The 20,666-nt window shown below is 57.5% G+C and carries 18 protein-coding genes and 3 pseudogenes; 10 read left to right on the forward strand and 11 right to left on the reverse strand.

Annotated elements, in window-relative coordinates; all coding sequences use genetic code 11:
• The first annotated feature begins 66 nt into the window (after positions 1-66).
• Positions 67-681: an FMN-dependent NADH-azoreductase gene (locus TU80_RS24130; RefSeq protein ID WP_057005540.1), complete on the forward strand. Its 615-nt coding sequence runs from the start codon at positions 67-69 to the stop codon at positions 679-681.
• Positions 682-862: 181 nt separating this feature from the next.
• On the opposite strand, the gene TU80_RS24135 is transcribed toward TU80_RS24130, so the two are convergent.
• Positions 863-1,234, reverse strand: a complete 372-nt coding sequence (locus TU80_RS24135; RefSeq protein WP_199918374.1) for a DUF4156 domain-containing protein — start codon at positions 1,232-1,234, stop codon at positions 863-865.
• Positions 1,235-1,444: 210 nt separating this feature from the next.
• Here TU80_RS24135 and TU80_RS33515 point away from each other — a divergent pair.
• The 3 genes and pseudogenes from TU80_RS33515 to TU80_RS24145 all read left to right on the forward strand — a co-directional run.
• Positions 1,445-1,773 (forward strand): annotated as a pseudogene (locus TU80_RS33515) (site-specific integrase); the annotation flags it as partial.
• Positions 1,774-1,793: 20 nt separating this feature from the next.
• Entirely contained in the window at positions 1,794-3,380 is a 1,587-nt protein-coding gene (locus TU80_RS24140; protein ID WP_026140064.1) for an ABC-F family ATPase, read from the forward strand.
• Positions 3,381-3,536: 156 nt separating this feature from the next.
• Positions 3,537-4,712 carry an MFS transporter gene (locus tag TU80_RS24145; protein WP_057005542.1) on the forward strand — a complete coding sequence of 392 codons (1,176 nt, stop codon included), beginning with the start codon at positions 3,537-3,539 and terminating at the stop codon, positions 4,710-4,712.
• Here TU80_RS24145 and TU80_RS24150 read toward each other — a convergent pair.
• Together TU80_RS24150 and TU80_RS24155 are read right to left on the reverse strand one after the other, a co-directional pair.
• A complete protein-coding gene (locus TU80_RS24150; protein WP_026140063.1) occupies positions 4,706-5,743 on the reverse strand; it encodes an alpha/beta hydrolase family protein in 1,038 nt (345 codons plus the stop codon). The two genes, TU80_RS24145 and TU80_RS24150, sit on opposite strands and share 7 nt — an antisense overlap.
• A gap of 229 nt (positions 5,744-5,972) precedes the next feature.
• Positions 5,973-6,584, reverse strand: coding sequence for an FMN-dependent NADH-azoreductase (locus TU80_RS24155; RefSeq protein ID WP_046383222.1), 612 nt, complete (start codon positions 6,582-6,584; stop codon positions 5,973-5,975).
• Between the two features lie 124 nt (positions 6,585-6,708).
• Here TU80_RS24155 and TU80_RS24160 point away from each other — a divergent pair, with 124 nt between their 5' ends.
• A complete protein-coding gene (locus TU80_RS24160) occupies positions 6,709-7,617 on the forward strand; it encodes a LysR substrate-binding domain-containing protein (protein ID WP_046383221.1) in 909 nt (302 codons plus the stop codon).
• Positions 7,614-7,970 (forward strand): MmcQ/YjbR family DNA-binding protein, encoded by a 357-nt coding sequence (locus tag TU80_RS24165; RefSeq protein ID WP_046383220.1) that lies wholly within the window; start codon positions 7,614-7,616, stop codon positions 7,968-7,970. The genes TU80_RS24160 and TU80_RS24165 overlap by 4 nt, the downstream gene beginning before the upstream one ends.
• On the opposite strand, the gene TU80_RS24170 is transcribed toward TU80_RS24165, so the two are convergent.
• On the reverse strand, positions 7,959-8,342 hold the full coding sequence (locus tag TU80_RS24170) for a DUF1294 domain-containing protein (RefSeq protein ID WP_046383219.1): 384 nt from the start codon (positions 8,340-8,342) through the stop codon (positions 7,959-7,961). The two genes, TU80_RS24165 and TU80_RS24170, sit on opposite strands and share 12 nt — an antisense overlap.
• Positions 8,339-9,169 (reverse strand): undecaprenyl-diphosphate phosphatase, encoded by an 831-nt coding sequence (locus TU80_RS24175; protein ID WP_046383218.1) that lies wholly within the window; start codon positions 9,167-9,169, stop codon positions 8,339-8,341. Before TU80_RS24175 ends, TU80_RS24170 begins: the two co-directional genes overlap by 4 nt.
• Positions 9,170-9,398: 229 nt before the next feature.
• Here TU80_RS24175 and TU80_RS24180 point away from each other — a divergent pair, with 229 nt between their 5' ends.
• The 3 genes from TU80_RS24180 (at position 9,399) to TU80_RS24190 (ending at position 12,221) form a co-directional block, all read left to right on the forward strand.
• Positions 9,399-11,033 carry a methyl-accepting chemotaxis protein gene (locus TU80_RS24180; RefSeq protein WP_046383217.1) on the forward strand — a complete coding sequence of 545 codons (1,635 nt, stop codon included), beginning with the start codon at positions 9,399-9,401 and terminating at the stop codon, positions 11,031-11,033.
• 106 nt (positions 11,034-11,139) lie between these two features.
• Positions 11,140-11,706: a nicotinamide riboside transporter PnuC gene (pnuC, locus tag TU80_RS24185; RefSeq protein ID WP_046383216.1), complete on the forward strand. Its 567-nt coding sequence runs from the start codon at positions 11,140-11,142 to the stop codon at positions 11,704-11,706.
• Entirely contained in the window at positions 11,703-12,221 is a 519-nt protein-coding gene (locus TU80_RS24190) for an AAA family ATPase (protein WP_046385264.1), read from the forward strand. The genes pnuC and TU80_RS24190 overlap by 4 nt, the downstream gene beginning before the upstream one ends.
• 109 nt (positions 12,222-12,330) lie before the next feature.
• Here the strand turns inward: TU80_RS24190 and TU80_RS24195 are convergent.
• The 6 genes and pseudogenes from TU80_RS24195 to ggt form a co-directional block, all read right to left on the reverse strand.
• Positions 12,331-12,912, reverse strand: a pseudogene (locus tag TU80_RS24195) (gamma-glutamyltransferase); the annotation flags it as partial.
• 80 nt (positions 12,913-12,992) lie between these two features.
• Positions 12,993-13,409: a hypothetical protein gene (locus TU80_RS24200; RefSeq protein WP_057005543.1), complete on the reverse strand. Its 417-nt coding sequence runs from the start codon at positions 13,407-13,409 to the stop codon at positions 12,993-12,995.
• Positions 13,406-15,253, reverse strand: a complete 1,848-nt coding sequence (locus TU80_RS24205; RefSeq protein ID WP_057005544.1) for a site-specific integrase — start codon at positions 15,251-15,253, stop codon at positions 13,406-13,408. Before TU80_RS24205 ends, TU80_RS24200 begins: the two co-directional genes overlap by 4 nt.
• A complete protein-coding gene (locus tag TU80_RS24210) occupies positions 15,253-16,863 on the reverse strand; it encodes a hypothetical protein (protein ID WP_134939408.1) in 1,611 nt (536 codons plus the stop codon). Before TU80_RS24210 ends, TU80_RS24205 begins: the two co-directional genes overlap by 1 nt.
• Entirely contained in the window at positions 16,860-17,996 is a 1,137-nt protein-coding gene (locus tag TU80_RS31990) for a tyrosine-type recombinase/integrase (protein WP_082643887.1), read from the reverse strand. The genes TU80_RS24210 and TU80_RS31990 overlap by 4 nt, the downstream gene beginning before the upstream one ends.
• A gap of 180 nt (positions 17,997-18,176) precedes the next feature.
• A pseudogene (ggt, locus tag TU80_RS24220) lies at positions 18,177-19,328 on the reverse strand (gamma-glutamyltransferase); the annotation flags it as partial.
• Positions 19,329-19,508: 180 nt separating this feature from the next.
• On the opposite strand from ggt, the gene TU80_RS24225 reads away from it, so the two are divergent.
• Entirely contained in the window at positions 19,509-20,654 is a 1,146-nt protein-coding gene (locus TU80_RS24225) for a MalY/PatB family protein (protein WP_046383215.1), read from the forward strand.
• Positions 20,655-20,666 lie beyond the last annotated feature (12 nt).

Consider the following 20,666-nt stretch of genomic DNA (forward strand, 5'->3'; position numbering starts at 1 on the left):
TGTCGCACATCGCCTACCGCGACAACGCAAAACATACCGCCCCCTCACCGCGCAGGAGTTACTTTCATGTCCAGGCTTCTCACCATTGAAACCAGCCCACGTGGGGATGCTTCGATTTCCCGACAGCTCACTCGCCGCTTCGTGGCCGCATGGGAAGCTGCGCACCCTCGGGGCGCCATCAAAATACGGGATCTAACGGACACCCCGCTGACCTTCGTGACAGCCCCCTGGTTACAGGCTTACTTCACCCCCGCCCCCCAACATTCGCCTGAAATGAAAGCGGTGTTGCAACTATCCGATGAACTTGCGGCCGAGTTGCTGGAAACCGATCACTTGGTTATTTCAACACCCGTCTACAACTATAACGTCCCTGCGGCACTCAAGGCCTGGGTCGATCATGTGGTGCGTAAAGGCCTGACCCTGGGCGTTGATGGCAAAGGACTGGTGACCGGTAAAAAAGCAACAGTGCTGCTCGCCTCGGGAGGTGTATATACCGACGACTCGCCGATTAAAGACCGTGACATTGCGACCCACTATTTGAAACTGATCCTGAACGTCCTGGGTATCACTGACATAACCTTTATCGCGGCCGGCGGCGCTAAAACCGTAGATCTCGGAGAACTCAGCATGCACGACTTTCTAGAGACATTTGATCATCAAATTCAAAAGTCGCTGGTTTAGCCAGCCATACGACTCTGCTCTATCGACTACGCGTGGTTAAACGGGGATTCACTTATGCGGCAGCAATTGAGCGATCCGCATTTCGTCCAGCCAACAAGTTGCGGTTCCGACTGGAGCTTTTATCCGACCGATAATTACTGATCTCCCTCAACTTAGGCGTGGCAACCGACCAGGCTCACCGTCAAGGGCAGCGATAAACGTTTCCTGAAAGGGTTACGTTGGTTTGCTCCAATCGCTTGTCCGAACCGGTTTGGCCCGCTCGCTCAGTGAGCAGATAAACCCGATTGCCCCCCATCGCTGCGGCTTTATTTTTCAGATCGTTACGGGCTCCGGTCTCCAGGTTCGCGTTCCCAGTGATGCTGCCAAACAGAAAGTCGCCCTGACTACCCGTAACATCCCCCAAGAACTGGCACTCGGCGCCAGGTTCGTTATGAGTGACGCGCACGGTGTTGGCGGCGGGCCCCACTATCGCCGTCGGTGCGCAACCGATCAGTCCAAGCAACACAGTGGACAAACTGACACTAATGAGGATACGAGGGAGATGCATGGACATGGTTCCTGTCTTACCAAAATGACATTGCCCTTTTGGATAACCTGCCAGGGCTTTAAGCCTGTGCAGTATCAAGTTTTGCTGGAACAGGAACTGTATTAATAAGTAATTTTTGCGTGTGAATCTGTAAACAATCGCTGTACGAACGGAGCCCCAGCCCTACCCTCACGGCGCCCTCCCCCTCAAATACGCGAAGCGCACGGATATCTGCTTGGACGGTGCGTGAAACGCCGTTGGTTTTTCCCGCCACCGACGCACTCGCAGAGCGTGAAGCAGACGACCGAGCTGCACTACAGGGGACTCCAACACCGAAAGCATTGAACATCCGTCGTCGACCGCCATACAACTGTCGTCACACCTATGCGACAATATGCAGTATGTCTGGCATGAACCCCGCCTTCATTTCCCAGCAGCTCGGCCATCGTGCGCAGATGCTGCTCTCGACTTATGCGCGTTGGATCAACCCAAGCTCGGACTGGAGCGAATCGGAAGAGCTCCAGATTGGTCCCAAATTGGTCCCAGCTCAAATAAGCGCACCCTAAGCTATTGATAGGTAAAGTAATTGATCTCCACAGCTAACATCACCATGCAGTTCGGCGCCAAGCCGCTCTTCGAGAATGTCTCGGTCAAATTCGGCGCCGGTAACCGTTATGGTTTGATCGGTGCCAACGGTTGCGGCAAGTCGACCTTCATGAAAATCCTCGGTGGCGACCTGGATCCGTCCGGTGGCCAGGTCATGCTGGAACCGAACGTGCGCCTGGGTAAACTGCGCCAGGACCAGTTCGCTTACGAAGAATTCACCGTGCTCGACACCGTGATCATGGGTCACGAAGAACTGTGGAAGGTCAAGGCCGAGCGCGATCGCATCTACTCGCTGCCGGAAATGAGCGAAGACGACGGCATGGCCGTGGCCGAGCTGGAAACCGAGTTCGCCGAGATGGACGGCTACACCGCCGAATCCCGCGCCGGTGAACTGCTGCTGGGCCTGGGTATTCCCCTGGAACAGCACTTCGGCCCGATGAGCGAAGTGTCCCCCGGCTGGAAACTGCGCGTATTGCTGGCCCAGGCGCTGTTCTCCGACCCTGAAGTGCTGTTGCTCGACGAACCGACCAACCACTTGGACATCAACACCATCCGCTGGCTGGAAAACATCCTGACCCAGCGCTCCAGCCTGATGATCATCATCTCTCACGACCGTCACTTCCTGAACAGCGTATGTACCCACATGGCTGACCTGGACTACGGCGAGTTGCGCCTGTTCCCGGGCAACTACGACGAGTACATGACCGTGGCGACCCAGTCCCGCGAGCAACTGCTGTCGGACAACGCCAAGAAAAAAGCGCAGATCTCCGAACTGCAATCCTTCGTCAGCCGCTTCTCGGCCAACGCCTCGAAAGCCAAGCAGGCCACTTCCCGTGCCAAGGCGATCGACAAGATCCAGCTGGCCGAGGTCAAGCCTTCGAGCCGTGTGAGCCCGTTCATCCGTTTCGAACAAACCAAAAAGCTGCACCGCCAGGCGGTCATCGTCGATCGCATGGCCAAAGGCTTCGACGGCAAGCCGCTGTTCAAGGACTTCAGCTTTCAGGTTGAAGCCGGCGAGCGCGTGGCGATCATCGGCCCGAACGGTATCGGCAAGACCACCCTGCTGCGTACCCTGGTCAACGAACTGACGCCGGATGCCGGCAGCATCAAGTGGACCGACGCCGCCGAACTGGGCTACTACGCCCAGGACCACGCCCACGACTTCGAAGACGACATGAGCCTGTTCGACTGGATGGGCCAGTGGACACAGGGCGAGCAAGTGATCCGCGGCACCCTGGGGCGCATGCTGTTTTCCAACGACGAGATCCTCAAGTCGGTCAAGGTCATCTCCGGTGGCGAACAAGGCCGCATGCTGTTCGGCAAGCTGATCCTGCAAAAGCCCAACGTGCTGATCATGGACGAACCGACCAACCACTTGGACATGGAATCCATCGAAGCGCTGAACCTGGCGCTGGAAAACTACCCGGGCACGCTGATCTTCGTCAGCCACGACCGTGAGTTCGTATCGTCCCTGGCCACCCGCATCATCGAGTTGAGCGCCAACGGCGTGATCGACTTCAGCGGCACTTATGACGACTACCTGCGCAGCCAAGGCGTGGTCTTCTAAGCACTGCGATCAGCTGTTAGCGACAAGAAAAAGCCCCGTCCACTGCGACGGGGCTTTTTTGTATCTGTCGGTCAGCCGGGTTGATAGTTAGGGTGCTTTCTTTTCCTCCGAGCCCTTGCGATGATGCCCTCACCGCCCGCCCGCGAACGAGTGCTCATGTCTGCCGCCGCCCCGAGTTCACTGTCGATCACCCTGCAGATCGTCTCCATCGTCTTCTACACCTTTATTGCCTTTATCTGCATCGGCCTGCCGATCGCGGTGATCCCAGGCTACGTACACGAGCAACTGGGTTTCAGCGCGGTGGTGGCCGGGCTGACCATCGGTTCGCAATACCTCGCCACCCTGCTCAGCCGCCCCATGGCCGGGCGCATGTCCGATAACGTGGGCACCAAACGCGCAATCGTGCTCGGCCTGGGCGGCATCCTGGCCAGCGGCGGGCTGACGCTGCTGGCAACACTGCTGCAAAGCCTGCCGCTGTTGAGCCTGGGCATCCTGATCGTCGCTCGTTTGTTGCTCGGCGTGGCCCAGGGCCTGATTGGCGTGGGCACCATCAGTTGGTGCATGGGCCAGGTCGGCGCCGAGCATACGGGGCGCTCGATTTCCTGGAACGGCATTGCGTCCTACGGCGCCATCGCGATTGGCGCGCCGCTGGGCGTGGTAATGGTCGCCGAATACGGCTACAACAGCCTTGGCATCGCCCTGTCGGTGCTGGCGGCGCTCGGCCTGGTGCTGATCCGCAATAAACCGTCCGTGCCGGTGGTCCGCGGCGAGCGCCTGCCGTTCTGGGCGGTGTTCGGGCGTATCGCCCCGTTTGGCGCCAGCCTGTGCCTGGCGTCCATCGGCTACGGCACCCTGACCACCTTTATCACCCTGTATTACCTCAATCGCGGCTGGGCTGGCGCGGCCTATTGCTTGACGGTATTTGGCGTGTGTTTCATCGTTTCGCGCCTGGTGTTTATCTCGGCCATCAGCCGCTTTGGCGGCTTCCGCGCAGCGATTGGGTGCATGATTATCGAGACCCTGGGCCTGACGCTGTTGTGGCTCGCGCCGTCTACCGGCGTGGCATTGATCGGTGCAGGGCTGACTGGCTTCGGTTTGTCGCTGGTGTACCCGGCGCTGGGCGTGGAAGCGATCAAGCAGGTGCCCAACAGCAGCCGTGGCGCGGGGCTGAGTGCCTACGCCGTGTTTTTCGACCTGGCCCTGGCGATTGCCGGGCCCTTGATGGGGGCGGTGGCGTTGAACCTCGGCTACGGCTGGATCTTCTTCTGCGCCGCACTGCTGTCACTCAGCGCCTTGGGCGTGACTTTGCTGCTCAAACGTCGCGCTTACTGATCCGCCGTCTGCAGGCCGGCACGGGTGGATCGCCCGAGGGTGTGAGCGAAAAAGCGCCCGGCTTCGGAGGTCAGATCGCGGTGAATGCCTTCGCGGTCGACGCCATCGGCATCGGTGCAGATTGCCGGCATCAGCGCCAGTTGATCGCTGTCGCAGGGCGCCATGAACACGAAATGCCCGGCCCCGGCCAGCAATTTGAAGTCCGGCGGTTCGGGCAGCTTGCGCGCCAGGGCGGCGGCGTTCTTGTCCACCGCCACCAGCTTGTCGCCATCACCGCTATAGAGCAGCACCGGCACGTGGACGTCGGCCAGGGTGTGGCGCCCGAACATCAAGCTCAACGGCGCCATCAACATCAACGCGTGAATACGTGGGTCGGCTTGTGGCTGCAGGTCATCACGGTCCACCACCAGCTCGCCTTTGGTGGTGCAGGCGTCGCGGTCTTCCGGACGCTCCTGGCAATAGCGGCGCAGGCGGTCGAAATCGGGCTTGGCGCCCGCCAGGATCAACGCGGTTTCGCCACCGGCCGAGTAGCCGATGACACCCACTTGGTCGACGTTGACGAACGGTGACAGCATCGGGTCGCCCAGGGTCGCGGTGATCGCTTCGGAAATCTGGATCGGCCGCCCATACAGGTTGCTCAACGTGCCCAGGCGGCTGTGATCCTTGTAGTTGTCGCCGGGGTGCAGCACCGCCACGACTACAAAGCCCTTGCGCGCCAGGGAGGTCGCCAGGTCATGCAGGGCCAGCGGCGTCCCTGTGTTGCCGTGGGACAGCATCAGCATCGGGAAACGGCCGATAGCGATCTTCGAATCTTCCGTGGCGGCCACGTGATACCCACCCACCCGGGTGGTGTGCTCAACGTCGGTGGACGGATAGAACGCGATGGCATTCATCGGCTGCAGATCCAGCGGGTCGAGAAAACTCATGCGGTGGAAGCCCACACTCCAATGCGGGTGCGGCGCAGGCGCGGCGTGCACTGAAACCAGGCCGCCAAGCAGGGAAAGAACCAAAACAGCACAAAGACGCATCATGAGGATGTCCACCTTTGCTGCGCGATAACCGGCATGTCTATTCAAGATGTCCATGGTTCAAGGTACTCGCACCGAGTGATAAACCCATGCGTGCATAACCTGGGCCAAAGTAAAGACAGCGGGCCAACGAAAAAACTCCGTACTCCGGTCGCGTTCAGGCGAGCAGAATACAGAGTTTAGGCGCCCGGCTTCAGATTGAAACCGAGCAACAGCGAAATTTACACAAGTCTTACGCGGCGGCGAACAATTGTTCGTTGATGACAACGTTCGCGTCGCTCAGGGACTTGCTGCGGAACTCATCGCCATACGCCAGGCCCTGGGCGCGGACGAATTCGATGTCGGTGATGCCGAGGAAGCCCAGCATGACTTTCAAGTATTCCTCGTGGGCCACGCCGGTTGCCTGGCCAACATGCAGGCCGCCGGACGTGGAGACGATGATGACTTTCTTGTTGCCGCACAGGCCTTCCGGGCCGGCTTCGGTGTAGCGGAAGGTCTGGCCGGCCACTGCAATGCGGTCGATCCAGGCCTTGAGCTGGGACGGGATGGTGAAGTTGTACATCGGTGCGCCCAGCACCACGGCGTCGGCGGCGAGGAATTCAGCCAGGGTCGACGCGCTGAGGTCGGCTTCGTGCTGCTGCGCGGCGTCGCGCAGTTCGGCCGGCGTGCCCAGCGCAGCCAGGGTGGCGCCGGAGAAGTGGTTGATGCCTTCGCTGGCCAGGTCACGGTAAGTCACTTCCACACCCGGCTCGGCCGCTTGCCAGGCCTTGACCACGCCGGCACTGAGCTGGCGCGAAGCCGAGTTGTCGCCGAGGATGCTGGAATCGATGTGCAACAGTTTCATGGGTAAGCTCCAAATAAGATCAGCGATGCGAATCAGATGGTGTTAAGCCTACGCATGAAACCAATAGCCGATAAGGTAGTTGAAATGCGATAGTTCGTCCTACTGACAGGACAATAGGCCGAGCATGCAAGACCTCAATGACCTCTACTATTTCGCCAAAGTCGTGGAAGCCGGCGGCTTCGCGGCGGCCGGGCGCCTGCTGGGGATTCCCAAGTCACGCCTGTCGCGGCGGATCGCCGAGCTGGAAGAACGCCTTGGCGCGCGTCTGCTGCAACGCACCACCCGGCAACTGACCCTGACCGCCGTCGGCGAGCGTTACCTGCGCCATTGCCAGGCGATGCTGCTGGAAGCGGAAATGGCCGACGAGGCCGTGGCCAGCATGTCCAGCGAACCCCGCGGGCGGCTGCGGGTCAGTTGCCCGGTGGGCATGGCCCAGCACATCCTGCCGGAGCTGGTCGCCGGGTTTCTCGCCGCCCACCCCCAGGTGCAGTTGGAAATGACCCCGGTCAACCGCCGCGTCGACCTGGTGGCCGAAGGCATTGACGTGGCGTTGCGGGTGCGCGAGCTCGGCGATGAAGACCCGCTGCTGGTCACCAAGCGCCTGCGCCAGGCCCAGACGCTGCTGGTCGCCAGCCCGGACTTCATGCGCGGCCGACAGGTCGACAACCTCGACGACCTCAAGCAATTGCCGGTGCTCGGCGCCCTGGAAGCCGACCGCATGGTCCACCTGCGCCTGCTCGACCCCCAAGGCAACGCCGAAGACCTGGTGATGGAAGCCCGCCTGGGCATCGATGATTTCATTGTGCGCAAAGCCAGCGCACTCAAGGGCCTGGGCTTCACCGTGCTGCCGATGATGTATTGCGAAGAAGAACTGGCCAGCGGCCAACTGGTGCAACTGCTGCCGCAATGGTCGCTGCCGGGCGGCTGGTTGCAGGCCGTGTACCCGCATCGCCGTGGCGTGCTGCCGGCGATTCGCGCGTGGATCGATTACCTGGAAGAAGGCTTTAAAAGCTGTGGAGACCGCCTGTTATGAGCATGACCGAAGAACAAGTCGCGCACTTCTGCCTGAGCCTGCCCGGCGCGCGGGAAGACTATAAATGGGGTGGCGTGCGAGTGTTTTCGATTGCCGGCAACAAGATGTTCGCCTTGCAGAACCTGCGGGGTGACTCGTTGGCGTTCAAGGTCGACAAGGAACTGTTCCTCGGCCATGTGGACCGCCCGGGCATCCACCCGGCGCCGTACCTGGCGCGCGCGCAGTGGATCATCATGAACACGCCCTACCCGCTGGGCACCGAGGAGTTGCGTGGCCTGTTGCAGCGCTCTCACCAGTTGGTGGTGAGCAAGTTGCCCAAGCGCACGCAGGTCGGGTTGTTGCTAGAGGACTGACCCCAGCGTGCCGCTGAGGAACAACTGGTCAAGCCAGAACACCTGATGCAACAGCACGATTGCCCAGAACAGCACCTGATACGAGACCTTGCGCGTCTTGTGCCGGAACACCTGCTGGGCAATCAGCGCCCCCGGCCATCCGCCCGCCAGTTCGACGGCGTGCAGGATGTTTTCGGGAATGCGCCGAGCGTCGGTGCGCGCCTTGTGCTTGTCGCTCCAGTACAGCAAAAACGCGATCACGCTGACCACGCCATAGGCCGCCAGCGGCATCACGGTCTCGCCGCGATGCCACACCAATACCGAGCCCAATAATGGCGCCGCGCACAACAGCGCAAAGATCAGCGCCTTCAGGCGTGGGTGCTGAATCATCATGCCTTGGCCGCAGACCAATCGATCCAGCCAAACTGCCAGGTCGCCAGGATCAGCAAGCCGAATGCAATCCGATACCAGGCAAATGCCGCATAGCTATGGCTGGCGATGAACTTGAGCAGGCCCTTGACCGCAATCATCGCGAAGATGAACGAGGTGACAAACCCGATGGCGAACACCGGCAGGTCAGCCGGCTGGAACAGGTCACGGTACTTGTAGCCCGAATACACCGCCGCACCGACCATGGTCGGCATGGCCAGAAAGAACGAAAACTCGGTGGCGGTCTTGCGCGACAGGCCGAACAGCAGGCCGCCGATAATGGTCGAGCCCGAGCGCGAGGTGCCCGGGATCATCGCCAAGCACTGGGCAAAACCGACCTTGAGCGCGTCCTTCCAGCTGATCTCATCGACGCTCTCGGCATGCACTTCATGCTCGCGCCGCTCGGCCCACAACATCACGATGCCGCCCACCACCAACGCCGTGGCGACGGTGATCGGGTTGAACAGGTAATGGTGAATCAGATCAGCGAAAATCACCCCCAGCACCACGGCCGGCAGGAACGCGATCAGCAGGTTGACGGTAAAGCGCTGTGCATTGCGCTGGGTCGGCAAACCGGTCACCACGTCGAGGATCTTGCGGCGAAACTCCCAGACCACCGCCAGAATCGCGCCGAGCTGAATGATGATGTTGAACGCCATGGCGCGTTCGCCGCCAAAGTCGAGCAAGTCGGCGACGATAATCTGGTGGCCGGTACTGGAGATCGGCAAAAACTCCGTCAGCCCTTCTACCACGCCGAGTATCAACGCCTGTGCGGCGGTCCACAAATCCATACTTCCCCCAAAGGTCTTGCGCTAAGACAAGCCTCGTTAGTCTTTTTAATGGTTCACTGACGTTGAGCGCACTAAAGGCCCGGTGTTGATATTCAACGCCGGTCTGCAAAAATTCCGTGAAAAATCAGGCAGTACTCAGGTTTTTCGATTTCGGGCCGAAAGCCTATCAGACAAGGCGTAAAAGTCGATGCAACGCCGAGAATTATAAAAAGCACGGAGTGACAGGACGATGAACAGTTTACGCAATATGTCGATCAGCCGCCGTCTCTGGTTGATCCTGGTAGTCGCCGTGTTGATGCTGTTGGCCCTGGGTTTGCTGATGCTCAAACAGATCCATGACGACCTCTATCAAGCCAAAAGCCTGCAGACCCGACACGTCGTACAGACCGCCAGTGGAATCCTGACGTTTTATCACGGCCTCGAAACCAGCGGCGTCATGCCCCGTGAAGCGGCACAGAAACAAGCCCTGAGCGCGGTGCGCGGCCTGCGCTATAACAAAGACGAATATTTCTGGATCAACGACCTGACGCCGGTGATGATCATGCACCCGGCCAACCCCAAGCTCGATGGCCAGAACCTCTCGTCGATTCGCGACCCGGACGGCTTTGCAATATTCAACGAGTTCGTGAGCCTGGCCAAGGCCAAGGGTGCCGGTATCGTCAATTACCGCTGGCCGAAGCCGGGTGCCGATACGCCGATAGAAAAAACCTCGTATATCCAGTTGTTCGAACCGTGGGGCTGGATCATCGGCTCCGGCGTGTATGTGGATGACGTGCAAGCCGAATTCAACGCGCAAGTGTGGAAAGCCTCGGGTGTCGGCCTGGGCATCGCCGTGGTCATGGCCCTCCTGGTCTCGTTGATTGTGCGCAGCATCGTGCGCCCGCTGCAGGCCGCCGTGAATGCCATGGCCAATATCGCCAGCGGCGAGAGCGACCTGACGCGCAGCCTCGACACCCATGGCCGTGACGAAGTCACTCAACTGTCCCAGCACTTCAACAGCTTCACCGCCAAGCTGCGCCACGTCGTCGGCCAGTTGCAGATGTGCGCGAATGCGCTGGGCCAGTCCTCCACTGAGCTGGGCAACAACGCCAGCCAGGCCCACGACCGCAGCCAGCAACAGTCGCAACAGATGGAACTGGTGGCCACCGCGGTCAATGAAGTCACCTACGGCGTGCAGGACGTGGCCAAGAATGCCGAGCACGCCGCCAGCGAAATGCGCGATGCCCAGGCCCAGGCCGAGCAAGGCCAAGTGAACATCGACAGCAGCTTGCAGCAGATCGACCAACTGTCCACCACCATCAGCCAGGCCGTGGAAGTGATTCGCACCCTGTCGAGCGAAAGCACGCAGATCGGTGGCGTGCTCGAAGTGATCCGCTCCATCGCTGACCAGACCAACCTGCTCGCCCTCAACGCCGCCATCGAAGCCGCGCGCGCCGGTGAGCAAGGCCGCGGGTTTGCGGTGGTGGCGGACGAAGTGCGGCTGCTGGCCCAACGCACGCAGAAATCCACTGCTGAAATCCAGGTCATGATCGAGCGTCTGCAAGGTCACTCGGAAGCGGCCGTCAAGGTCATCAGCGACAGCCACAGCGCGTCGCAACTGACCATCGAACAGGCCGGCCAGGCCGGGGCCAGCCTCACCGCCATCGGCCAGGCCCTGCGCAACCTCAATGGCCTGAATGCCTCGATCGCCAGCGCCACCCTGCAACAGGCCCACGTGGTCGAGGACATCAACCAGAACGTGACCCAGGCCGCCGGGTTGTCCCACAACACGGCAGTGGCGGCCGAACAGTCCAGCGTGGCCAGCGCACACTTGCGCGGGTTGAGCGAGCAGCTCGACGGCCTGCTGCGTCAATTCAAAGTCTGACGCCACTCAAACTGTGGGAGGGGCTTGCTCCCTCCCACATTTGCCTTCCTGTGTTTTGAAGATTGGTTACAATCCCCGCCCTTTCCCTCTCTCCCAAGGAACCACCATGTCCGGGCTTGAACTGTTCGCCGCCGCGCTGGGGGTGATCGCTGTCTGGCTGACGGTCAAACAAAACCCCTGGTGCTGGCCCATCGGTCTGGTGATGGTGCTGCTCTACACCTGGGTGTTCTACGACGTGAAACTCTATTCCGACATGCTGTTGCAGGTGGTCTACGCCGCCCTGCAAGTCTACGGCTGGTGGCAGTGGACCCGACGCGCCGGGGACATCAAGCCAGGTCGCCAAGTCACCAGCCTGGGCTGGTCCGCGATCCTTACCAGCCTGGCTATCGGCGCGGTCGGCAGCCTGTTGCTCGGCGCCGCCATGGCTCACTGGACCGACGCCGCCCAACCCTGGCTCGACGCCGCCCTCACCGGCTTCAGCCTGGTGGCGCAGATGTGGATGGCGCAAAAGCGCGTGCAGTGCTGGCCATTGTGGATTGCCGTGGATGTAATTTTCGTCGGGTTGTTCCTCTATAAAGGCCTCTACCTCACCGCCGCGCTCTATGCGCTGTTCACCGCGATCGCCGTGCAAGGCTGGCGCGAATGGCGCGCCGACCCGGCGTTGCGCGCATGAAGGTGGTGGTCCTGGCCGGCCCCGAATCCAGCGGTAAAAGCTGGTTGGCCGCGCAGTTGCAAACGCAGTTCGGCGGACTGATGGTGGGCGAGTACGTGCGGCACTTCATCGACCACCATCAGCGCGACACCACGCTGGCCGACATCCCGGCCATCGCCCGCGGACAACTGGCCTGGGAAGATGCCGCCCGCGCCGAGCGCCCTGCGCTGCTGATCCTCGACACGCACCTGCTGACCAACAGACTCTGGAGCCAGACCCTGTTCGGCGACTATCCGACATGGCTTGACGACGAACTGCTGGCCCGCCACTACGACCTGCACCTGCTGCTGTCCCCCGACGACGTGGAATGGACCGCCGACGGCCAGCGTTGCCAGCCGGAACTGGCCGACCGCCAGGCGTTTTTCCAGCACAGCCTGGATTGGATGCAGCAGCATCGCCAGGCCCTGGTGGTGATCAGGGGAAATTGGGAAGAACGCCGCGCCAAAGCCTTCGCGGCCGTCAAACAGATACTGTAGGAGCGAGCTTGCTCGCGAAAAACGCAAGAACACCGCGTTAATCCAGAATGCCCGCGTTATCGTTGACGCTCTTCGCGAGCAAGCTCGCTCCTACAGTGAGTTGCAGCGCTTAGTAGCCCAGGGACAGGCCGGTATTGCGACGCGGGTCGTTGGCCCCATAGAAACGGTTGTTGCCGACCGGCTTGCCGTCCAGGGATGGCGCGCCCACCAGGATCGCCGCCAAGTGGTTGGCATCCTGTGGCCCGGCAAACTTGTGGCCCCAGCTCTCAAGGATCTTCTGCGTATCCGGGCTGACCGCGAAGGTCTCGAGGTTGGTGGTGTCCGGCATCCACTGCTGGTGGAAACGCGGCGCGTCGACGGCCTCCTGGATGTTCATCTTGTAATCGATGACGTTGAGAATCGTCAGCAAGGTCGCGGTAATGATGCGACTGCCGCCCGGCGTACCGACCACCATCACCGCCTTGCCATCCTTGGTCACGATGGTCGGGCTCATCGACGACAGCGGCGCCTTGCCTGGTGCGATGGCGTTGGCTTCACCCTGGACCAGGCCGTACATGTTCGGCACGCCGACCTTGACGGTGAAATCGTCCATTTCATCGTTGAGAATCACCCCGGTCTTGCTCGCCATCACACCGGCACCGAACCAGTCATTGAGGGTGTAGGTCACCGAGACCGCGTTGCCCCACTTGTTTGGTAGACCTTGTAACACTGTTATACCAGCAAAACCCCCACTGGCAGGGGCTTCCGGTCTAATAACACTTATCGGACTTTCTATCGCTTAAGTTCATGAACATTAGGGCTGATCAGTCTCAATTTCAGCTGCTGATTCTCAAGCATCAGAGACGCGTTCACAGACGCGATTTCCGCGAGCTGTGCCTTTAGCTCGGCGATGTCGGCTCGGAGCTCAGCAGCCTTCTTGCGCTGCTCCGTGAGCGTCTGCTTAACCGCATCCCTGTCTTCACGGACATCCTTGTTGGCCAATCGCCTGATCTGCTCGGCTAGATCAGGATGGTTGTTGTGGATAGTCGCATTACTGACCCCCGCCTCTTCAGCAACGGCTTTGATTGAAATCTTGCGATCTTTGCTAACAACTTTAGGGCGACCTTTCGTGATGGCAATAATAGCGATGCGAATCGCATTCCGGGTGAGCTCTCCCTTGCTGATGGATGTCTTTTCACCAACGCTCATACGCTGCCCTCTACTGTTACACCCAGGTCAGATAATACCTTCACGCACCGATCCAAATCTCGTTTCACGCGCTCGATTCCCGAAGCGCCAATGTCGGTAAGATGGATGAGTTCCTGTTGCTGTGAGTAGATTCCCTTCCATATCGGGATTTTAGTATCGTCGATCAGGGAATGAGAGCAATCTGCACAGCGAGTAGCTTCCACACCTACACCACCAACGCAGCCGACTAAATCATGTGTACACCATGCGACTGCGGTGGAGCGGATGAATACGGTGTCAGATACCGTCTTGACCATCTCGGAGTGAGTTGAATAAGTCTGCACCTTAGCAGCACGATAGTTTCTGACTGTTTCAGCTAAGCCGCCACTGAGCGGCGTGGATTCGTTTAAGGCATGGTCAAAAATGTCGTTTTTGGCTTCATAGAATGCCGCCATGACCTCGTCAAGTAATTCGGAGTCTCGCTGTTCATGGGAGGCATAAAGCGCAGTCATATCCAACGTCCAATGTTTAAAATGCGTTTTCAAATAGCGTATATCGCCCATTGCGCTACGAACCACGTAGACCGCAAAGGTACGCCTGAATTGATGAGGTGCTATATCCCAAGTGATTCCGATTTTTTCACAATACTGGCGAATCAGGCTTCCTAACCATCCACCTGTGATCGTTCTGATTTCACCTGTCGAAGGATCCTTACCAATAAATATTGCATCCTGGTGAACCTCCAGGGCCGCCGTTTGGAGGCAGTCTGGATCGGACATTAGGCGATCCTTAATATTGCGCTCGAGTTCACAACGCAGATGCATGGTTATACGGGATGCTGCAGCAGTAGCTTTCTTAGTTATGTCTGTAACGATCCATTCTGCATCGCCTTCATAAGTTTTTTCTGAACGCCCCCTGAGCCAGTGAATAAGACCGCCGTCATCATCCAGGGTAGAGAAATAGCAGTCAGTCTTAAGAGATAGAAGCTCATGATTCCTGACGCCACTGGTGGTAAGAATGATAACTGCAGATGCTATGTAAGCATTCCTAATAGCCTTATTAAGTTCACGCTCTCCACCTGAGTAGCCCATACTTTTCAGGTAAGGCATCGTATGCAATGTTGAATAACCTGGCCCAGGGATTCGGCTCTTAATAGCCCTGCACTCGTCTTTAAGATCTAAGAGCCAATCAATATTTTCAATATCCTCTACTGATTTTTGAAACAGGAGGGAAAGAACAGAATCCGGAATTACAGGGGTTTTACCCTTAAGATACCAAGCTGTACCATTTTTTCCAGAAAGAGTAGAGGCAGATGAATCTGGCCATGGATGAGGCATTGGGTCAGTCGTATCCTGGCTCAGGTGATGCAATGTTTCTATAGCGGTAAATCGAAGTCTGCGCGAGTCTACAGACAGCGTTTCCGAATTCCGCCCTTTCAGAGACTTAGTATCCAAAACATAATTGGAAAACAAGACAGGACTTATATCTTTGAGATTTACCGTGTGCTTCGCCACGTAGTTAAGAAAACTTAGCGCGCCTACGAAGAAGTTTACAATTGTGGCACCTCTGGGCGCCCCCTGATTAAAGACACCGAACAGGTAATACTTCAATATGCACACCTTCATAAGGTGTCGAAAGCTTTCAGGAATCCTTCTGAAGTCGAGCTTCTTGAAAGAGCCAGCAGTGTTAGTCGTGAAGTATGAGTCAGGTATATTCCATATATCATCGCTAAACTTGCTAAGCACTGACCAGCTTCCACTTGCCGTTTGCGCAAAAGAAAATATCACATTACTGAAATCGTTATCCTGCAGGGCTCCTGCTGCCAACTCTGAGTTCAAAATCAGCTTATCTACTGCGCGGGCCATCAAAACTCCTCCACGGCTATCAGCGGTGAATCGATATGGTTGGTTTTCCAAAGTGGATGAGGAGAAATCTTGGCGCGTTGTTTCGCATTGAATACGACGTCGTCGCTAAACTTCGGCGCAATGTCTCTTTCAATAACGCGAATTATGTAACCATGGGTCTGCTTCCATTGCTTAGCGCCCATGTCTTTTCTTAGCGAAACGACATACATGTAGAAGCTGAACAACTTGTAGAGGTCATCCCCGGTCACCACAAAGCTTGGGCATTTGAAACACCCAAAAACCTCCAGACAAACCGAGCCGTTTTTTGGTGCCTTGTGGCCATTCTTGTTGTCCGCACAGCTTGCGACTGGCGTGCTGTCCGCGTTAAACGATAGCAACTCCTGATTACGGATCTCGCCCATGAACGCGTGGTTCTTCTCTGCCTCTGGCGGAGGAGCAAGATAGTGATCGTCACTGACCTTGAGTGTATGACCAGCCAATGCAGCAGCAATCACGGGATCGTAGCCCGAGAGCTCGAATACCCTATTAGCAAACGTTTTTCTTAGCCTAGTTATATTGACTTGCAAAGGAGTACCATCATCGCATTTCAGCTCGTACTTCTTAGACAGGAGTTTGGCGGCATACGTTAAAGGGCTAGAGGTCAATCGGGTGGGAGTAGCCTCCCTGTTGGTGCTTTGCAAAAATACAAAGAGTGAGTCCTTGTATTCACTGTTAAGCCTTAGGCTACCGTTACGAATTTCAACCATCTGAAAGACGGTATCTACCCTTGGGGCGATTTCCTGGATAGTTTCGATTTCGTCACTTCTGCGCAGCGTTGTGATGTGAGTGTTTTTTCCACGCCGCTTGAAAGTCACCAGCACCCTTTTGTGAGGATGAAATAAATGCGGCTGTAATGCATCAGTTCGAAGTTCTATTAAAGGCTGGGTATTGATGCCTGTGCAGGAAGACAACCAAAGCACGCAGTAGGAAAGGTCGCTGGCTGACAGCGGAGTGGTCTCACCTTTGATCCTATGGATCTCAGTCGAAAGAGCTTGGACAATACCCTTTCGCTCAAATTTTGAATACGCCTTCTCGGACTTTGTAAGTCTTTTAATACTAGGGTAAGGATTTTTAGGAAGAATAGACTTGAAGTCTTGTCCATTGATCCCCAGCAGTACCGACTTTACCCGGAAGTAAACGGTGCGTTGCGCGCCATAAGAGAATCCAACCTCAAGGTACTTCTTAAACTTAGCGATAAAACCCTTATCTATATCCGAAAGTTCAAGATCACTCCCGACTACTGAAATCAGGCTTTCACAAAATGCGAATAACTTGACCAACCCTCCATTGCAGTAACCAATAATTGTTCCGACAGTCATTGTTAGTTGATTGCTAGAGATCGCATTTGACAAAAAACGCTCTATAGTTGACTGGCAACGATATACAATGTCGTCGTAACCTTTTGAGTAAAACGGCGCAAAGTCGAAAGTCTTTTGGTTTGAAGTGCTTGCCGGAAACGTTACACTTTTTTTGATCGGCGGAACCACTTCGCCAGGAGAATCAACCTCAGAACTAATTAATGCATTTTTAATGGTGTTCGTTTTGATCTTGAAATCTTTTTTCTTGCTCACAAAGCGATTCCCCTGCACATCTCGTCAAGCTCAGTTTGAAATTGATCCATAACATCGCTCTCAAGGATGCTTAAATAATGCAGATATTGCTCAGTAGTGGATAGACTTGCATGCCCCATTCTATCCCTGATGTAGAGAAGCGGGTCGAATGTAGTCTTCAACTTTCTCAAAAAATATAGGGAGTGAGTCGCATAAGTATGCCGCAATATGTGTGGCCGAACGTGAAATGGCAGACCTAAGTCATTGTAAACTTTATTTAAACCACGGCCCTTGCTACTCCATGGTAGTCCCTGAGAATTAAGAAACAATATTTTCTGATGTTCCCCAGTGATATTGGATCTTCTCCCTCTCTCCAACTGCACATACCTCCACAAATCCTCCATGAGCCCCATAGGTATATCTATACCTCTGGGCTTTCCGCCTTTCAAAACCATATCACCCGGATCTAGGTTCACACGGACGTGATATTTTGAGCCGACGAATTCTGAAGGATTTCTAATATACTTAACAGGGAATGTTAGTAACTCTTGTTTCCTTAAGCCTGTTGTAAGAGCTAGTCGAGTGAGTAGCAAGTGTTCCGGGTTGGTTATTGACGCTATCAACTGAGTTACTTGATGATGCGTAAGAACTCCAAGAGTAGTCCTTGTATTCTTGACCATTACATCTGGCGCCAATATGACCCCACCAGATGTATCGGTATGTACCAAAAAACCTTTCGGACTTCGAACCCTTACTTCTTCCAACCTATAAGGCACGGAACTAATCCAGCCCTGCCGAAAGGAAAACTTATAGAACTTAATTATAACCCTAAGTCTAGCATTGACAGTTGACTTGCTCAGGCCGCACTCAGAAATACTCCAATCTCGATATACCGCCAAGATTGGATTGTCACGCTCAGTGACGTCATTCCAAGCAAGTTCATTCGCCTCGCAGAAAGCCAAGTAGTCGTAAATAGCCGTACCATATATAGCCCAACTATCTTCGCTGTTAACACGACCGCGCCTTACACACTCATTGATTAGAAAGTCCAATGCTTCCGGGACAATGCACATGGCGCTGTTCAGAATGAGCGGGAAATTTGGGTATGCCCTGCCCATCAGCTTAAAGCTGTCGGTGGAGAACACGAGCTTCATGGGCGGATTATGCGTTGAGCCATGCCTAGCAGGCTGGAGGTTGCGTCAAGGCGACGGATCAGAACTGGAGTGTTTTCGTGTGTAGGTAGGAGCATGCCAATGGCCATCGCGGTGGGGGCGAGACTATAAAAGCAGCCCGAGAGGGGGTCAAGAAATTTGTAACACCGCGAGGTCTACCAACCACTTGTCGACGATGGAATAGTGGGTGGTGTTGTTGCCTTCATGGGGCGCTACGCCCGGTTTGATCGCCTGGGAGTCGCCGGCCTTGTTCGGTTCGATGGCGTCACGCAGTTTCGTCGCGTAGTTTTTGTCCAGCAGGTGTTCGATCGGGTTCTTTACGAAGTCCGGATCGCCGAGGTAGCTGTTGCGGTCCACATACGCGTGGCGCATGGCTTCGATCTGGTAATGCAGGCCCTGGGCCGAGTGGTAGCCCAGGTCGGCCATCGGGTAGCCTTCAAGGATGTTCATGATCTGGCAGATCACCACGCCACCGGAGCTCGGCGGTGGTGCCGAAACCACGTGGTAGCCACGGTAGTCGCACTCGATGGGCGCCAGTTCGCGGGTCTTGTATTTGTCGAGGTCGGCCTGGGTGATGATGCCTTTGCCGGCCTGGCTGGAATCCACCAGCGCCTTGGCGACCCATCCTTTATAGAAACCATCGCTGCCCTTGGCCGAGATTTCCTTGAGGGTCTTGGCCAGGTCTTTCTGCACCAGCTTCTGGCCGACCTGCAACGGCTGGCCGTTGTGCAGGAAGATTGCGCGCAGGTCCTTGTCTTTTTCGAACTCGCCGGTGGCGGTGTGCAGCAGGTCGATATCACCCTGCTCCAGCGCGAAGCCGTTTTCCGCCAGCTTGATCGCCGGGGCAATCACCTGGGCGCGCTTGAGGGTGCCGTATTTGCTCAGGGCCAGCTCCATGCCGGACACGGTGCCGGGGACGCCGACGGCCAGGTGGCCCTTGGCGCTCAGGCCTTCGACGACGTTGCCGGCCTTGTCCAGGTACATGTCGGCGGTGGCGGCCAGCGGGGCTTTTTCGCGGAAGTCGAGGAAGGTCTTGCGCCCGTCGGCCAGTTGCACGGTCATGAAGCCGCCGCCGCCCAGGTTACCCGCCGCCGGGTACACCACTGCCAACGCGTAGCCCACGGCCACGGCGGCATCCACCGCGTTGCCGCCGGCCTTGAGTACATCCACACCGACATGCGTGGCCAGATGCTGGGCCGTTACCACCATGCCATTTTCACCGGCCACCGGGGCCTGGGAGGCGGCTTGCACACCGCTGACCGTCAATACCAGCGCAGTGGCAATCAAAGTACGGCTGAAGGGTTGGTATTTCATCCTTGGCTACTCGGGTTATTGAGATGCACCAAAATAGCCCGACTTGGATGCAATCCCCAGCGCAGTGGCGTTTTTATGACAGAACCTGTCGGTCACGGAACGATTCAGCGCTGGCCTCGACGGCCAATGGCGCTAGAATCGGCGCCATTCTTCACCTGACTCTCCGACACGAGCCTCCCCATGAGCTTTGATTTCGACACGATCCACCCCCGCCTCGGCACCGGCAGCACCAAGTGGAACCGTTACCCGCCCGACGTGTTGCCGATGTGGATCGCCGACATGGACATCGCCGCGCCACCCGCCGTGCTTCAAGCCCTGCACCAGCGCCTCGACCAGCAGATTCTCGGCTACAGCGTGGCCGGCCCGGACGTGCGCGCGGCCATCGTTGCCGACCTGTGGGCCAAATACGCCTGGCGCGTGCAGCCGGACGAGCTGCTGTTTCTGCCCGGAGTAGAACCCGGTTTCAATATGGCGCTGCATGCCTTCGTGCAGCCCGGCCAAGCGGTGGTGCTGCAAACCCCCAACTATCGGCCGATTCGCCTGGCGCCCGGAAACTGGAACCTGCCGCGCATCGAAGTGCCGTTCAAGCTGGTCAACGCGCAGTACATCACGCCGATGCCGCTGCTGCGCCAGGCGCTGACAGGGGCCGGCGCATTATTGCTGAGCAACCCGCACAACCCGGTGGGCAAAGTCTTCCCCCGCGAAGAACTGCTCGCAGTGGCCAATGCCTGCCTGGAACAGGGCGCGCTGATCATCAGCGATGAAATCCACGCCGAGCTGTGCTTCGACGGCCGTCGCCACATCCCCACCGCCAGCCTCAGCCCGGAAATCGCCCAGCGCACCATCACGCTGATGTCCGCGAGCAAGGCCTACAACGTGGCCGGCCTGAAGACCTGTTTTGCCGTAGTGCAAAACGCCGAGATGCGCGAGCGCTTCAACCAGGCGCGTTGCGGCATGGTCGACAGCGTCAGCCCCCTGGGCCTGGAAGCCACCCGCGCGGCCTACAGCCAATGCAGCGACTGGCTCGAGGCGTTGCTGCAGTACCTGCAGGCCAACCGCGACTACCTGCTCGACGCGGTAAAAACCCGCCTGCCCGGCGTGGTCATGCATGCGCCTCAAGGCACCTTTCTGGCGTGGCTGGATTGCAGCGCCCTGGGCCTGGACGACCCGCAACAGTTCTTCCTGGAACAGGCCAAGGTCGGTTTGAGCGCGGGGATCGAATTCGGCGATGACTGCCAGCAGTTCGTGCGCCTGAACTTCGGCTGCCCGCGGGCGTTGCTGGAAGAGGGTCTGCAGCGGATGGAACGCAGCTTGCTCACCCGTTAAAACTGACTGGCC

Origin of the sequence: Pseudomonas veronii (assembly GCF_001439695.1) — a bacterium.
Lineage (GTDB): Bacteria > Pseudomonadota > Gammaproteobacteria > Pseudomonadales > Pseudomonadaceae > Aquipseudomonas > Aquipseudomonas veronii.